Here is a 12894-nt window from a genome sequence, read left to right as displayed (position 1 = left end):
CACCCCGTGACGTTTCGTGACCATGCCCCGCTGTCGGTGCTCGACCTCGCACCTATCAGCGAGGGTTCCGATCCTGCTGCTGCGCTGCACAATACGATCGATCTCGCGCAGCACGCCGAGCAGTGGGGGTATCGCCGCTACTGGGTGGCCGAACACCATTTCGCCGCCGTCGCGAGTTCGGTGCCGGCGCTGCTCATCGGTCAGATCGCCTCCGCGACCCGATCGATCCGCGTCGGATCGGCGGCGGTGCAGGTCGGGCAGACGACGGCGGTATCGGTGGCCGAGTCCTTCGGGATGCTCGACGTGTTCCACCCGGGCCGAATCGATCTGGGGCTCGGCCGATCCGGACAGCGACGCGCTGAGGCGGCGGCAACACCCGCGGGCCCGGTCGCGATTTCCGCACCGAGCGCGAGTCGGCTCGTCGACGGGGTGGTGATCCCTGAACCTGTCGATGTGACTGCGCTACTGGCACATTCGCCTCTCGCACGCAGCTTCGAGGTGTTGACGCAGCCGGGTGCGCAGCCACCGCACTTCGACGAGCAGGTCGACGACATCCTGTCGCTCCTCGACGGCACCTACACCAGTCCGTCGGGTCAGCAGCTACATGCGGTTCCGGGTGAGGGAGCCGACGTGCAGGTGTGGATCTTCGGCAGCAGCAAGGGGCAGAGCGCTCACGTCGCCGGTGCCCGCGGACTCCCGTTCGCGGCCAACTACCACGTCAGCCCCGGCACCACCCGCGAAGCGGTCGCGGCGTACCGGCAGGCGTTCCGCCCGTCGTCGGTGTTGGCCGAACCCTATGTGGTGGTGTCCGCCGACGTGGTGGTGGCCGACGACGACGACACCGCGCGGCATCTGGCCAACGGCTACGGGCGGTGGGTGCACAGCATCCGCACCGGCCACGGCGCCATCGAGTACCCCGACCCGGCGACGGCGCAGCCGCTGCCCGCCGACGAGCTGGCACTGGTCGCCGATCGGCTCGAGACCCAGTTTGTCGGCTCACCCGACACCGTCGTGCAGCGGCTCGCCGCACTCGGGCGCCTCACCGACGCCGACGAACTCGTCATCACCTCGGTCACCCATGACCATGCTGACCGGCTGAGGTCGCATGAGCTGCTCGCCAAGGCGTGGGGGCTGATCTGATGAAGCGCATCGCTGTCACCGCGAAACCGGCCGTCTCCACACTCGCCGTGGTGGCCGTGGCCGGTGTGCTCACCGCCTGTGGTTCTGGGTCCTCGGGCTCCGACGACGCCGGACCGCCGGTGCCGGGAGGCACCCTGCGTTACGGACTCTCCGACGCCCCCACATGCTCGGACCCGGCCCAGAGCGGCACCAACCAGACGATCTATGTCACCCGGCAGGTCGTCGATTCACTCACCGATCAGGACCCGGGTGATGGCCAACTCAAGCCCTGGCTCGCCCAGAGCTGGGAGGTGAGCCCGGATGCGCGGACCTTCACCTTCCACCTCAAGCCCGGTGTCACCTTCAGCGACGGCACCCCGCTCACCGCCGAATCCGTCAAGGAGAACTTCGACGCCATCGTCGGGCCGCTCGGCGCGGCCAAGGCACCGTTGGCGGCGACCTACCTCGGCGGATACACCGGCACCACCGTCGTCGATCCGCTGACCGCGCGGGTGGCGTTCGGTGCGCCCAATGCGCAGTTCCTGCAGGCCACCTCGACTCCACAGTTGGGGATTCAGTCCGACACCACCGTCGCCGCGACGCCGGAGGAGAGGTGCCAGGGCACCAACATCGGATCGGGACCGTTCGTGTATTCGGGCTGGGCGCAGGGCAAGTCGGCGTCACTGCGCAAACGCACCGGATACCGCTGGGGATCGTCGGTATTCGGTCACGCCGGTGACGCTTACCTCGACGGCATCGACTTCACGGTGATCGCGGAGTCCGGGGTGCGCACCGGATCGCTCGCCTCCGGGCAGCTCGACGCGATCAGCGATGCCCTGCCCAACGACAAGCCGCAGATCACCGGGGCCGGTGGACAGGTCCTCACCGCGGTGAACCCGGGTGTGCCGTTCGGGTTGCAGCCCAACGTATCCCGTGGTGTCCTCGCCGACGCCGCGGTGCGGCGCGCACTGCTGCCGGCGATCAACCGGCAGGAGTTGGTGACCACCGTCCTCGACGACGACTTCCATCCCGCCACCGGCGTCCTGGCGTCGAATACCCCAGGGTACTCGGACCTTTCGTCGGCCCTGACCTTCGATCCGGACAGGGCGAAGAAGATTCTCGACGACGCCGGCTGGAGGGCCGGCGCCGACGGAATCCGGACCAAAGATGGTCAACGCCTGAGCTTCTCGGTGCTCTACAGTCCGGTGTTCGCGGGCAACCAGGCCATCCTCGAACTCGTCCAGCAACAACTGAAGAATGTCGGCGTCGAGCTGAAACTCGACGTGGTGCCGGCGGCCACGGCCACGGTCCGACAGAACTCCGGTGATTACGACGCGATCTACTACAACGTGACGCGTGCCGACGGCGACATCCTGCGCACCCAGTTCGGGCTCACCGGACGAAACCTGAACCGGCGCGGACCGATACCCGCTCTGGACACGGCCTTGGCCGGGGAACAGTCCACCACCGACATCCCGCAACGCAATGCCGACCTCGCGACCGCACAACAACAGATCCTCGACAACGGACTGTTCGTCCCGACCATCGAACTGTCGCAGGCCATCGGTGCCGCGGCCACCACCCACCAGGTGACGTTCGATGCCTCGTCCCGGTTGCAGTTCCACGACACGTGGTTGTCCGGGCGGTGAACGCGACGATGCTGCGTTATCTCGGAATACGGTTCCTTTCGGCCCTCGGGGTGCTGTGGGCGGCCTTCACCGTGGCCTTCGTCATCCTGATCCTGCTGCCGTCCGATCCGGTGGCCATCGCCACCTCGGGTGATGCGTCGACACCGGTGGATCAGGCCGCGGTCGAGGCACTCAAGGCCCGCTACGGCCTGGATCGGTCGGTGTGGCAGCAGTATTGGTCGGCGTTGACCGGTGCGATCCACGGCGACTTCGGCCTGTCCATCTCGCAGGGCCGGCCGGTCACCGCGGTCATCGCCGACGCACTGCCGAGCACCGTCGCCCTGACCCTCACCTCGGTGCTGCTCGCCGTCGTCCTCGGGGTGGGACTGGCGGTTACCGCCACCTACACCTCGTGGTCATGGCTGCGACGCGGACTCCTGTCGATCCCGCCGCTGGTGGTGGCCCTGCCCACGTTCTGGGTCGGTCTGATCCTGCTGCAGGTCTTCGCGTTCCGGCTGGTGTGGTTCCCGGCCTTCGGTGACACCCGGCCCGGATCTCTAATCCTGCCGGCGTTCACCCTGGCGATCCCGTATGCCGGCGTGATCGGTCAGGTCCTGGTCACGAGTATGACCCGGACCGATGCCGAGCCGTTCGTCCAGACGGCAACCGCCAAGGGCGCGAGCCGGATTCGGGTCATCCGCCATCACATCCTGCGGATCTCGTCGCTGCCCGCGTTGACCGTGGCCGGGGTCGTGGTGGGCAACCTCCTCGGCGGTGCGGTGGTCGTGGAGACCGTGTTCTCGCGTCCGGGTGTCGGCAAGCTCGCCCAGAGTGCCGTGCTGGCGCAGGACATCCCGCTGGTTCTGGCCCTGGTGACGTTCTCCGCCGCGGTCTTCGTCACGGTGAACCTGCTGGTGGACATCGCCTATCCGTTCATCGATCCGCGAGTGCTGAGGCGGTCCGCCCCGACACCGACCGCCTCGCCCGTCGACGATCGCAGCCCACGTGAGGTGGTCAATGTCTGAGCAGAGTGCCCCGTCCTCGGTGTCGTCCGCGTCGTCGTGGTCGTGGCCGGTCTGGCGTGCGCGCCCCGACGCGATCGGGGTGTGGTTGCGCCGCAACGCCACCACGGTCCTGAGCGTGGCCGTGATCGCGCTGGCACTCGGATTCGCGGTCGTACCATCGGTGTTCGCCGATGGCGATCCACTCCTCGCGGTGCCCGCCGACAAGCTCCGGGCGCCGAGTGCCGAGCACTGGTTCGGCACCGACAATCTTGGTCGGGATGTTTACACGCGATTCGTCCACGGCGCGGCGTTGTCGCTGACCGCCACGGTCTCCGCCGTCGCGATCGCACTGGCGATCGGTGCCCTGCTCGGGTTGATCGCCGGCACCGCGGGTGATCTCACCGACGGTGTGATCATGCGCGCCATCGACGTGATGCTCGCGATTCCACAACTGCTGTTGGCACTCGCGATCATCGCCGCACTCGGATTCGGCACCACCAAGGTCGCCATCGCCGTCGCGGTGGTGCTCATCGCGGGATTCGCGCGCGTCATGCGGGCCGAGGTGTTACGGGTGCGTCATGCACCGTACGTGGAGGCCGCCCGGGCGTTCGGGGTGCCGCGACCGGTGATCCTCGGCCGTCACGTGCTGCGCAACTCGTATGCTCCCGTACTCGCGCTGGCCGCAGCCGAATTCGGCATGGCGATCCTGCTGATCTCCTCCCTGTCGTTCCTCGGGTTCGGAGCCACCCCACCGGCTCCGGAGTGGGGTTCGTTGATCTCCGAAGGCCGCAACTATCTGGCCACCGCGTGGTGGATGACCACCCTGCCGGGGTTGGCGATTGTCGCGGTGGTGCTCGCCGCGCACACCATCGGCCACCGCATCGCCGAGGGAGAACAGCGATGAGCACGCTCCTGACAGTGTCGGATCTGCGGGTGCGCTATCGGGTCGACCATTCCGAGACCGACGCCGTCGCCGGGGTCGACCTGAGGATCGAACCGGGCGAGACCGTGGCGGTGGTGGGGGAATCCGGGTCCGGCAAATCGACGCTGGCCCACGCCATCATCGGGTTGCTGCCGCGCAACGCATCCGCGTCGGGACGCGTCGAGTTGACCGGCGATCGGATCGACGGCCTGTCGGTGCGGGCCCTCAACCGGATCCGTGGGGCACGTATCGGTTTCGTTCCCCAGGACCCCGGCACCGCGCTCAATCCCGTACAACCGGTGGGTGATCAAGTCGCCGAGGTCTTGCGGATTCATGGTCGTGCTGCACGCAGGACCGCCCGTGCGCACGCCGTCGAGCATCTCGTGGAGGCCGGCCTCGACGATGCCGACCTACGCTACGGTCAACTCCCGCACCAGCTCTCCGGCGGACAACGGCAACGCGTGCTGATCGCCATCGCCGCGGCCTGCGAACCGGAGTTGATCATCGCCGACGAGCCGACCAGCGCGCTCGATGTCACGGTGCAACGACGCATCCTCGATCATCTCGAGGAGCGGACGAGCAGTGGGGCGACGGCACTGCTGCTGATCACACACGACATCGGCGTCGCCGCCGACCGGGCCGACCGCATCATCGTGATGGCGGGCGGACGTATCGTCGAAACCGGCACGGCACAGCAGATCCTCGATGATCCGCAGCACGGATACACCCGACGCCTGATCGCCGATGCGCCCGGGCTCACCTCGCGACGGCTGGTCGCCCCGATACCGCCGGAGGCGCCGATCGTCGCACGCGCAGAACATGTCTCGAAGACCTTCCGGGTCGGGCGCGCCGGTCGGATCGCGGCCGTGAACGACGTCTCGCTGCGGGTGCGGTCCGGGGAGACGCTCGCGCTCGTCGGGGAGAGCGGGTCGGGAAAGACCACCACCGCGAGAATCCTGGCCGGCCTCGAATCGAATGACGCCGGTCGGATCGAGGTGGGTGACCGACGCAGTGACGTGGGGTTCGTCTATCAGAATCCCTACGCCGCGATGAACCCGAAACTGACGGTGGCGCAGATCATCGCCGAGCCGCTGGGCCGGACACCGCGCGCCGAACGAGATCGCCGGGTGCGGGAGCTGCTGATCGCGGTGGCGCTGGATCCGGCTCTGGCCACCCGTCGCCCGACCGCGCTGTCCGGCGGCCAGCGTCAGCGGGTGGCGATCGCCCGGGCACTGGCCACCACACCGCGCCTGCTGATTCTGGACGAACCGGTGTCCGCGCTCGACGTCACCGTGCAGGCGCAGGTGCTGGCATTGCTCGCCGACCTGCAACGCGACCACGGCATCGGGTATCTGTTCATCTCCCACGATCTGGCGGTCGTCCGTCAGATCAGTCACCGCGTCGCGGTCATGCGGGCCGGTGACATCGTCGAAGAGGGCGACGTCGCAGATATCTTCGGCGATCCACGTCACGACTACACCCGCCAACTCATCGCGGCCATCCCCGGAGAGGGTCGCGCCCATCGCCCCACGGAGGCCACTCATGGCTGATCACATCCACCTCGCCGTCGCCCTTGCCGATGCCGGATGGCATCCGGGGGCGTGGCGCGAACCGGCCGCGCGGCCCACCGAACTGCTCACCGGCGGCTATTGGGCGGACCTGGTGGGCGAGGCCGAGGCCGGAGTGCTCGACTTCGTCACCATCGATGACGGACTCGGTCTGCAGCGTGATCATCCGTTCGTCCCGGACCGACGTACCGACCGGGTGCGGGGCCGGCTCGACGCCGTGCTCATCGCCAATCGGATCGCCCCGACGACGCGGGCGATCGGTATCGTCCCGGCCGCGATCACCACCCACACCGAACCATTCCACACATCCAAAGCGGTTGCGACACTGGACTTTGTCAGTTCCGGGCGGGCGGGCGTGCAGTTGCGGGTCGACGGCAGCGCCGCCGATGCGGGACTCTTCGGCCGCCGGACTCTACCGGATCTGGTGCCCGGTGACCTCGATCCGGTGGTCGTCGACGCGCTGTTCACCGAGGCCCGCGACCACGCCGAAGTCCTTCGGCGCCTGTGGGATTCGTGGGAGGACGACGCCGAGATCCGTGACGTGGCGACCGGCCGGTTCATCGACCGGGACAAGCTGCACTACATTGACTTCGAAGGTGAGTACTTCCGCGTGCGTGGTCCCGCGATCACGCCACGGCCGCCTCAAGGGGCACCTCCGATCGCGATCCTTGGGCACAACAGTGCCGCCTACGCCCTGATCGGGGCGTCGGCCGACATCGGATTCATCACCCCGAACTCGGCCGCGGAGGCCGTCGCGTCGGTGGCCGAGATCGCTGCCACCCGACGCGCGGCCGGCGGCGATCCTCCGGTGCGGGTCTTCGCGGACCTGACGGTCATCCTCGCGGAGACGGATGCGGCCGCCGCAGCGCGGCAAGCGCATCTCGATGATCTGGCCGGGAGCGAATTCGTCAGTGACGCGCGGATCTTCGTCGGCACCCCAGCCGGACTTGCCGATCTCATCGAGGAGTGGGTGCCGCGCGGCGACGGCGGCCAGGCCCTTGCCGGGGTGCGGTTGCGGCCCGCGGTACTGCCCGACGATCTGATCGTGATCAGCCGCGACCTCACCCGGGAATTGGTGCGTCGCGGCCGATTCCGGGATCGCTACACCGCCCCGACACTCCGCGGCCACCTCGGCCTTGCTCGACCCGCCAACCGCTACGCAGCCTGATCGGAGAGCGCCATGACCACGCCACGCAAGGAGATCCATCTCGCCGCCCACTTTCCGGGCGTCAACAACACCACCGTGTGGAGCGACCCGACGGCGGGCAGCCACATCGAATTCGAGTCCTTCCGGCACTTCGCGCAGACTGCCGAACGCGGCAGGTTCGACTTCCTGTTCCTCGCCGAAGGGCTGCGACTGCGCGAGCAGAACGGCCTGATCTACGATCTCGACGTCGTCGGACGACCCGACACCTTCTCGATCCTCGCCGCACTCGGCGCGGTGACCGAACGACTCGGGCTCACCGGCACCATCAACTCCACCTTCAACGAGCCGTACGAGGTGGCGCGGCAATTCGCCAGTCTCGATCACCTGACCGCCGGGCGGGCCGCGTGGAATGTCGTCACCTCCTGGGATGAGTTCACCGGTGAGAACTTCCGTCGCGGCGGCTATCTGGCGAGCAGCAACGGTATTCACGCGCCAAGGAGTTCCTCGACACCGCCGTCGAACTCTGGGGATCGTGGCGTGGTGACGAGATCGTCGCCGACAAGGAATCCGGCCGATTCCTGCGTGACGGCGACGTCGGTGAATTCGTCCACACCGGAGAGCAATTCGACATCGCCGGCCAGTTCGCCGTGCCGCGCAGTCCGCAGGGGCGTCCGGTGATCTTCCAGGCCGGTGACTCCGAGGAAGGCCGCGAGTTCGCCGCCGCGAAGGCCGACGCCATCTTCTCCCGGCACAGTACATTCGACGAAGGACAGAAGTTCTATCGGGACGTGAAGTCACGGCTGTCGAAGTATGGGCGTCACCGCGAGCAACTGCTCATCCTGCCGGCGGCCACCTTCGTCCTCGGTGACACCGACGCCGAGGCCGCCGAGTTGGCGCACGAGGTGCGACTGGCCCAGGTCAGCGGGGCCACCGCGATCCGCTTCCTGGAACAGGTGTGGAATCGCGACCTCTACGACGTCGATCCCGACGGGCCACTGCCCGATATCGACCCCGACCTCGGCGAGCACACCATCGCGCGCGGCCGGGCCAGCGTGCGCTCCTACCGCGACCCGCTCGAGACGGCCCGCGAGTGGCGGGAACGCGCGCAGTCCCACGGGTGGTCCATCCGCGAACTCATCATCGAGGTGACCGGACGGCAGGCGTTCGTGGGCAGTGCTCGGACCGTGGCCGACACCATCGATCGATTCGTGCAGAACGACGTCAGCGACGGTTTCATCCTCGTCCCGCACATCACCCCGGGCGGTCTGGATCGGTTTGTGGACGAGGTGGTTCCGCTACTGCAGGAGCGGGGTAGTTTCCGCACCGAATACGTCGGGACGACCCTGCGCGAGCACTTGGGACTGGATCGGGTAGCCGACGCCGGCCGAGCGGCGTCGTGACGCTCACAACGTCCACGGCGGTGTGATCCGCTGCCCCTGCGCGGTGGTCGCCGTCAGCCCCACGGGCGCGGACACCCACACCTGGCATTCGTCTGCTCCCGGATTGTCCAGGCGGACAGAGCTTCCCGCGGGCACAAACACCACGTCACCGACGTGGGCGTGGGTGACCAGGCCGTCCAGCGTGATCCGTGGAGAGCCGGCGAGTACCAGGAACACCTCCTCGTGGTCGACGCGGTGGTCGGCTCCGGGCTGAGCGGGGCCCAGCGTCGTCCGCCAGGCGCACAGTTCGCGACTCCCGGTGGACGGGCAGACGTAACTGCTGAAGGTGGCCCCGTGCAGGTCGTGGTGGCGGGGCGAATCGATGAGCGGCATGCCGGACTCCCAGGTAGACAGTGTGACTGTCTTTATAGGACAGCTAGACTGTCCATATGTCAAGTGTTCCGTCGGTCGAACCGATGCTGCCGTTCTTGCTGATGCAGGCGGAGTCCGGGGTGAACGAACGCATCAACCGTCGCGTCATCGAGGCCGGCCACCACGGGCTGCGTCCCGTCCACGGGCTGGTCTTCGCCCGGATCGCCGGCGGCGGGGCATCGATCAACGACATCGCCCGGCACCTCGGGATGACCAAGCAGTCGGCGGCGGCCATCGTCGAGGCGCTGGAATCGAACGGGTACGTCGTGCGGACGGCGCATCCGAGTGACCGCCGGGCGCGACTGATCGAACTGACCGATCGGGGCGAGTCGGTGATGCGGCTGGCCGGTGCGGCCGCCGCGGCGGAGATCTCGGCGCTGACCGCCGTCATCGGCGACGCCGCCACGCGCGTGGTCGTCGACGCATTACGCATCCTCGGCGAGGGCGCCTCACCCCGCCCGTCGTGGTGAGGAGCGCGATCAGTCCGTGTGTGACGTTCCGGACCCGCGCCGCCGAACTCGTCGTCGGCGAAGCATCGGCGGGCCTCGAGGGCGGCGACGCGATACCTCTTCTCGGTGAGCCGCAGGGCCGCGACCGAACCGCCGAAACCGGAACCGAAGACGACGACGTCGTCGTAATGGTCGGGGGGAATCGGCATCGGTGGAGACGGTCCGGGCTGTCGGCATGGCTGAGATGCCAGCCATAGAAATGCGAATAGTCCAGACTGCTTGGGTATTCGTCAGGGAAGGTCGAGAAGTTCCTCGTGGAATCCGCCGAACCGGCGGTCGGTGGTCACCAGGTGGACCTCGAGAATCCAATGGCACATGTTGCCGCGCTTGTCCGTTCGGCGCATCGGCCCGTCGGAACCGGGGGCGATGTAACTCTCGATCTCGGCGGCGTCGATGGTCTCGTGGGGGAACTCGCCGACGAGATGTCCGGCGATCTGGCCGCCGAAGATGAAGCCGGCGTCCTCGCTCAGGGCGACCACGTGATCGAAGAGCTGGGCGCCGGTCATGTCCGGAGTGGTCCGGAAGTACTCGCGTCCGGCCGCCCAGATGACGGGAAGGGCTTGGGCCAGAGCATGTTTGGCCGGGTCGTCGCCGAGGACGAAGGTGCGCCCGAAATCGGCCTCCCACTCTTCGAAGATCGGCCCGAAATCGAGGAAGGCGATCTCATCGTCGGCGATGACCCGGTCCGGGGGATTGGCCCGGTAGGTCTCCAGGGTGTTCTCGCCGGCCCGAACGATGCGTTTGTGCCAGTGGCGGGTGACGCCGAACATGTCGGCGGCCAGATCGCGGATCTCGTTCGAAAGTTCACGCTCGGTGACGCCGGCCCGGATCATGCCGCGGTCGGTGACCTCCTGGAAGAGGCTCTCCGCCTTGGCCTGCGCATCGAGCAGTCGTGCCACGCGTTCGGTTTCGGGGGTCGTCACACGGTCATGGTCGCACGGCGAGCGCCGGTGCATGCCTGCGCAGGGCCCACGGTGTCTACGCCGGTCGCCTCCACCTCTCTGGTCACCCCGGCCTCGCCGATCGCCCCCATCTCGCCGGTCGAGCCCGACGAAGCGAAGCTGAGGAGGCGTCGAGACCCGGTGAGAGAAGGCTGGAACCTTCCGACCACGGTTCCCCACCGATCGTGTCTACCTACAGCGTGACCGGGACGAGCTGCACCGCCCGGCGTCTCGAAGAGTACTCGGCGACAAGCCGATCCAGGCGCGCTGCCATAGGGGTCAGATCGGTGGTGGAGAACGGTGTAACTGCCCACAGGTCAGCGAGTTCAGCAGTGTAGCCTGCGATTGCTGTGTGGTTGCCCCCGGTCACCCCGGACCCGATGCCGAAGCAGTACCGCTCGCGGCGAAAGCCCTCGACGCGGCATTGGCGAACGACATGACCCCGCACAAACCTCACCCGGCCGAACAGCACCAAGTATTCGTCTCCGGGCAGGTAAGTCGGCCGTTTCATACCGCGCGGAGAGGGGCGGTTGTGGGGAGTAGTCGGTTGTCGGCGTCTGAGTGGTAACCGGTGATGTGGGCGATCTCAGCCGCGGTCAGTCCCTTGGCTTCGAGTGTTGATCGTAGGTGTCGCTGGAGACGAGGTGTTTCGGGTGGGATTCGATCGGAACCGGGTTCGGTGATACGGAACCCCTTCGCGCTGAGCATCTTGAAGAGACGGGTGCGTTCGACGTTTGTGATGGTGCCCAGGGTATGGGCGCGTTGGATGAGTGCGGCGATGGAGACTCCCCATTCTTGTTTGAGGTCAAGAAGTTTGCCGAGCGTGGGTTTGGTGAGGCTGGTGCGGATGGCGGTGGCAGGCATCAGGAATTCGGCGGCGAATTCGTCGGCTTCGGCTTCGACGTCGCCGGTGACGTAGTCGCTGTGCAGTACCAGGTGTCCGAGTTCGTGGGCGAGTGTCCACCGCAGCCGGTCTGTCGGTGCTGCGGCGTTGACGAGCATGAGGGGGTGGTCGTCGATCCATTGCGACAACCCGTCAAGGCGTGGGCTGCCGAAGTCTTCGACGATGACGAGGCATCCGGCGGCTTCGAGCCAGTGAACCAGGGTGCGCACGGGGCCGACGGGCATGCGCCACTGCATACGCACCATCCGGGCGGCGGTGTCTGGATCATCCCCATCGAAGCGGGGCACGATCTGGTCGGAGTGCAGCGACACCTCCTCGAACAGGGTGCCGGCATGCAGCCGGAGTTCGTTGAGTTGTGCTTCGCGTTGCCGCCACAGCGATGCCTTGGCCGAGGCGCGGCGGCGCATGTGCGCGTCAACGGCCATCGCCGCGTGGCGCTGCTGCCCGTGCTGGAGGAACTCGATGGTCACGCCGAACGCTCTCGCGAGTGTGTCGATGGCATCGGGTTCGGGTGTGCGCATCCCGTTTTCGTAGCGCGATAGCGTGCCCTGCCGGATACCGGTCTGCGCCTCCAGTTGGGCTTGGGTCCAGCCTCGGGCGAGACGGAGTGTCTCCAGAAGCTGCCCGAGGTTTCTCACGATGCATCGCCGGTCGAGGACCCGGCATCGGTGTCGGTGTCGGTGACCACATCTGGTAGCCGCGGGCCCTCGGGGCCGGTCGGCGACAGCGGCGTGGCGGAACTGCCGGTGGCGGGTGTGCCCAGCAGTTCCAGCCAGATGACATTGTCTATTGAATCGCGCAGGGAGATGACAGCATCGAGGACCGCGCGTGTTTCGCGGTCCCACAGGTAGCCGCCGATGAGCCGGACTTCTTCCATGCCATCGAGCGTGAGTTGCTGCTCCATGAAATCGAGCGCACCCTGGGTGGGATACGTTGCAATGGAACCGTATTCGTCGTGTCGCTTGGCGCGAAAGTGGTACTTGGTACCGACGCGGAAGTGCCGTTCGGGCTCATCGTTGTCGAACGTGCACTCCGGTAGATGCTCCAACTGGCGCTGCAGGTGGGCCCACAGCCGATCGTGAATCCAGTTCGCCAATCCGCGCTCCGAATGCTCGGCCACCCACGCGGGCCGCATCTCCCGATACTCGGCGAGGTCCCGACGGGTCTCACGCACCGCGATCGCGATACCATCGACAACCTTGTCGCCAAGGTCGTCGAGCACCGCTGAAGATTCATATGCGGATTTCATGCCGGAAAATATACCACCGGGGTTGCGGTGGTTGGGTGTGGCTGGAGCGCGTGGCGCCAGTCGCGGGAGATGACCGACCGAAAGCTCGACCT

Annotated in this window: 11 protein-coding genes and 2 pseudogenes; 8 read left to right on the top strand and 5 right to left on the bottom strand. The window is 67.2% G+C overall.

Annotation, left to right across the window (positions count from 1 at the left end; all coding sequences use genetic code 11):
- Positions 1-6: 6 nt before the first annotated feature.
- From ABLE94_RS17455 to ABLE94_RS17425, 7 genes and pseudogenes are all read left to right on the top strand, one after another.
- Complete coding sequence (locus ABLE94_RS17455) at positions 7-1140, top strand: LLM class flavin-dependent oxidoreductase (protein WP_348809402.1); 1134 nt, start codon at positions 7-9, stop codon at positions 1138-1140.
- Positions 1140-2768, top strand: coding sequence for an ABC transporter substrate-binding protein (locus tag ABLE94_RS17450; RefSeq protein ID WP_348809401.1), 1629 nt, complete (start codon positions 1140-1142; stop codon positions 2766-2768). The genes ABLE94_RS17455 and ABLE94_RS17450 overlap by 1 nt, the downstream gene beginning before the upstream one ends.
- A gap of 8 nt (positions 2769-2776) precedes the next feature.
- On the top strand, positions 2777-3772 hold the full coding sequence (locus tag ABLE94_RS17445) for an ABC transporter permease (protein ID WP_348809427.1): 996 nt from the start codon (positions 2777-2779) through the stop codon (positions 3770-3772).
- A complete protein-coding gene (locus ABLE94_RS17440; RefSeq protein ID WP_348809400.1) occupies positions 3765-4655 on the top strand; it encodes an ABC transporter permease in 891 nt (296 codons plus the stop codon). Before ABLE94_RS17445 ends, ABLE94_RS17440 begins: the two co-directional genes overlap by 8 nt.
- The gene (locus ABLE94_RS17435; protein ID WP_348809399.1) at positions 4652-6223 is read left to right on the top strand and encodes a dipeptide ABC transporter ATP-binding protein; all 1572 of its coding nucleotides are present in this window, start codon (positions 4652-4654) and stop codon (positions 6221-6223) included. Before ABLE94_RS17440 ends, ABLE94_RS17435 begins: the two co-directional genes overlap by 4 nt.
- The gene (locus ABLE94_RS17430; RefSeq protein ID WP_348803083.1) at positions 6216-7409 is read left to right on the top strand and encodes an LLM class flavin-dependent oxidoreductase; all 1194 of its coding nucleotides are present in this window, start codon (positions 6216-6218) and stop codon (positions 7407-7409) included. The genes ABLE94_RS17435 and ABLE94_RS17430 overlap by 8 nt, the downstream gene beginning before the upstream one ends.
- A gap of 12 nt (positions 7410-7421) precedes the next feature.
- Positions 7422-8788 (top strand): annotated as a pseudogene (locus ABLE94_RS17425) (NtaA/DmoA family FMN-dependent monooxygenase).
- A gap of 3 nt (positions 8789-8791) precedes the next feature.
- Here ABLE94_RS17425 and ABLE94_RS17420 read toward each other — a convergent pair.
- A complete protein-coding gene (locus tag ABLE94_RS17420; protein ID WP_348803081.1) occupies positions 8792-9160 on the bottom strand; it encodes a cupin domain-containing protein in 369 nt (122 codons plus the stop codon).
- 56 nt (positions 9161-9216) lie between these two features.
- Between ABLE94_RS17420 and ABLE94_RS17415 the strand changes: the two genes are divergently transcribed.
- Positions 9217-9669, top strand: coding sequence for a MarR family winged helix-turn-helix transcriptional regulator (locus ABLE94_RS17415; protein WP_348809398.1), 453 nt, complete (start codon positions 9217-9219; stop codon positions 9667-9669).
- Positions 9670-9716: 47 nt separating this feature from the next.
- Here ABLE94_RS17415 and ABLE94_RS17410 read toward each other — a convergent pair.
- The 4 genes and pseudogenes from ABLE94_RS17410 to ABLE94_RS17395 form a co-directional block, all read right to left on the bottom strand.
- Positions 9717-9857 (bottom strand): annotated as a pseudogene (locus tag ABLE94_RS17410) (NAD(P)-binding protein); the annotation flags it as partial.
- Positions 9858-9938: 81 nt separating this feature from the next.
- Positions 9939-10664, bottom strand: coding sequence for a M24 family metallopeptidase (locus tag ABLE94_RS17405; protein ID WP_348809397.1), 726 nt, complete (start codon positions 10662-10664; stop codon positions 9939-9941).
- Between the two features lie 492 nt (positions 10665-11156).
- Entirely contained in the window at positions 11157-12191 is a 1035-nt protein-coding gene (locus ABLE94_RS17400) for an XRE family transcriptional regulator (protein WP_348809396.1), read from the bottom strand.
- Positions 12188-12802: a hypothetical protein gene (locus ABLE94_RS17395; protein WP_348809395.1), complete on the bottom strand. Its 615-nt coding sequence runs from the start codon at positions 12800-12802 to the stop codon at positions 12188-12190. The genes ABLE94_RS17400 and ABLE94_RS17395 overlap by 4 nt, the downstream gene beginning before the upstream one ends.
- Positions 12803-12894 lie beyond the last annotated feature (92 nt).

This window comes from Gordonia sp. VNK1, assembly GCF_040049135.1.
Lineage (GTDB): Bacteria > Actinomycetota > Actinomycetes > Mycobacteriales > Mycobacteriaceae > Gordonia > Gordonia oleivorans.
This window is presented reverse-complemented; position numbering and strand designations above follow the sequence as displayed.

Excerpts from the sequence above, each read along its gene's own strand:
- ABLE94_RS17450 (WP_348809401.1), top strand. The coding sequence starts at position 1,140 with ATGAAGCGCATCGCTGTCACCGCGAAACCGGCCGTCTCCACACTCGCC.
- ABLE94_RS17445 (WP_348809427.1), top strand. The coding sequence starts at position 2,777 with ATGCTGCGTTATCTCGGAATACGGTTCCTTTCGGCCCTCGGGGTGCTG.
- ABLE94_RS17440 (WP_348809400.1), top strand. The coding sequence starts at position 3,765 with ATGTCTGAGCAGAGTGCCCCGTCCTCGGTGTCGTCCGCGTCGTCGTGG.
- ABLE94_RS17435 (WP_348809399.1), top strand. The coding sequence starts at position 4,652 with ATGAGCACGCTCCTGACAGTGTCGGATCTGCGGGTGCGCTATCGGGTC.
- ABLE94_RS17430 (WP_348803083.1), top strand. The coding sequence starts at position 6,216 with ATGGCTGATCACATCCACCTCGCCGTCGCCCTTGCCGATGCCGGATGG.
- ABLE94_RS17420 (WP_348803081.1), bottom strand. The coding sequence starts at position 9,160 with ATGCCGCTCATCGATTCGCCCCGCCACCACGACCTGCACGGGGCCACC.
- ABLE94_RS17415 (WP_348809398.1), top strand. The coding sequence starts at position 9,217 with ATGTCAAGTGTTCCGTCGGTCGAACCGATGCTGCCGTTCTTGCTGATG.
- ABLE94_RS17405 (WP_348809397.1), bottom strand. The coding sequence starts at position 10,664 with ATGCACCGGCGCTCGCCGTGCGACCATGACCGTGTGACGACCCCCGAA.
- ABLE94_RS17395 (WP_348809395.1), bottom strand. The coding sequence starts at position 12,802 with ATGAAATCCGCATATGAATCTTCAGCGGTGCTCGACGACCTTGGCGAC.